The following is a 1571-nucleotide window of genomic DNA, read 5'->3' on the forward strand; positions in this document are numbered from 1 at the left end:
ATCGGCTACACGGGCGGCTATACCGCCGTGACCGACTTTCTGCGGGACGTCCGCCCGACACCGGCGCGCGGCTTCGAGGTTCGTTTCGAGACACCACCGGGCGAGCAGGCCCATGTCGACTTCGCGCAATTCCACGTCGTCTTCACCGACGAGCCGACGGCACCGCGGATCGTCTGGCTGTTCTCGCTGGTGCTCGGCTTCAGCCGGCTGATCTGGGCACGCTTCGTCGTCCAACAGGATCTGCCGACGGTCCTGCGCTGCCACACGGCCGCCTTCGAGGCGCTGGGCGGTGCGCCTCGCGAGGTTCTCTACGATAGCATGAAGACTGCGGTGATCGGCGAGGCCGAGACCGGCGGCATCGTCTACAACCGGGTCCTCGTCGATCTCGCCCGGCAGCAATCCGCGTCCCGAATGGCGCAGGTAACAGAGTTGCACCGCATGGCCGATGCGGTTCGCCCCTCGCCGGCGACGCGCCACCTCTGCCAGATCGTCGGGGCCGAGAATGTAGATCCGTTCAATGGTCGCACGATCGGCAAGGGGATCGAAGATCGCGGCGCGTTGCGCGGGGGACACGATGATCCTGGTCGGTATCGGCTTCCCGCTTGTCACGAAACATGGAAGTGGTCATGTTCATAGAGCATAGACCAAGAGACGTGTTATGTGACAATATCATGATGATTGATCGGGCCAATCCGCTTTGTCTCGCGAACGGACGTATATGTGACTATCAAGATAGGCTATGCACGGGTGTCCAAGACAGACGGCAGCCAGGTTCACGACCTTCAGCGCGATGCGCTAATCGCAGCTGGCGTCGATCCCGAGCAAATCTATGAAGACGCCGCGTCGGGACGTCTCGATAAGCGACCGGGGCTGGACGCCTGCCTGAAGGCGCTGCGCCGCGACGATACGCTCGTCATCTGGAAGCTCGACCGTCTCGGCCGCGATCTGCGTCACCTCGTCAACACGGTCGGCGACCTGACGAAGCGCGGCATCGGCCTCAAGGTGCTCGCTGGCGAAGGCGCCTCGATCGACACCACGACCGCCAATGGCCGTCTCGTGTTCGCGATCTTCGCCGGGCTCGCCGAGTTCGAGCGCGAATTGATCGTCGAGCGGACGCGCGCAGGGCTCGCCTCTGCTCGAGCGCGCGGTCGTCACGGCGGGCGCCCATTTAAAATGACGCTGGCCAAGCTCCGTCTGGCCCAGACCGCAATGGGCAAACCCGAAACGACGGTCGCCGATTTATGCGCCGAACTCGGTATCACCCGGCAGACCCTCTATCGTTACGTCACACCAACGGGCGAGCTCAGATCCGACGGTGAAAAGCTACTCAGACGGACTAGCCGACGCGCTTAGCGTACGTTTTCGACAATCCTCTCACCGGGCCTCGTGACGCGCATCGCGCGCAGTTCATTGACGAAGTCGTGGGCATCAAAGCCCTTGTCGGCCCCCAGCGTAATCTGTCAACGACGGAGCAAATCCCGGCCAGAGGGGCGGAGTGAAAGCAGGCCACGGCGGTGGTAGGCGCGACGCACGAAGGGGCCCGATCGGGCCCCTTCGTGCGTCGGCGAATG

General features: G+C 63.5%; 1 protein-coding gene and 2 pseudogenes. 2 read left to right on the top strand and 1 reads right to left on the bottom strand.

The window, feature by feature from the left end; genetic code table 11:
* A pseudogene (locus AB5S17_RS23350) lies at nt 1–393 on the top strand (DDE-type integrase/transposase/recombinase); the annotation flags it as partial.
* A 27-nt stretch (nt 394–420) separates the two neighbouring features.
* Here AB5S17_RS23350 and AB5S17_RS23355 read toward each other — a convergent pair.
* Nucleotides 421–609, bottom strand: a pseudogene (locus AB5S17_RS23355) (DUF4158 domain-containing protein); the annotation flags it as partial.
* Nucleotides 610–726: 117 nt separating this feature from the next.
* Between AB5S17_RS23355 and AB5S17_RS23360 the strand changes: the two are divergent.
* Nucleotides 727–1353 carry a recombinase family protein gene (locus AB5S17_RS23360; RefSeq protein WP_369243573.1) on the top strand — a complete coding sequence of 209 codons (627 nt, stop codon included), beginning with the start codon at nt 727–729 and terminating at the stop codon, nt 1351–1353.
* Nucleotides 1354–1571 lie beyond the last annotated feature (218 nt).

Origin of the sequence: Jiella sp. M17.18 (genome assembly GCF_041027365.1) — a bacterium.
Classification (GTDB): Bacteria; Pseudomonadota; Alphaproteobacteria; order Rhizobiales; family Rhizobiaceae; genus VKMB-3413.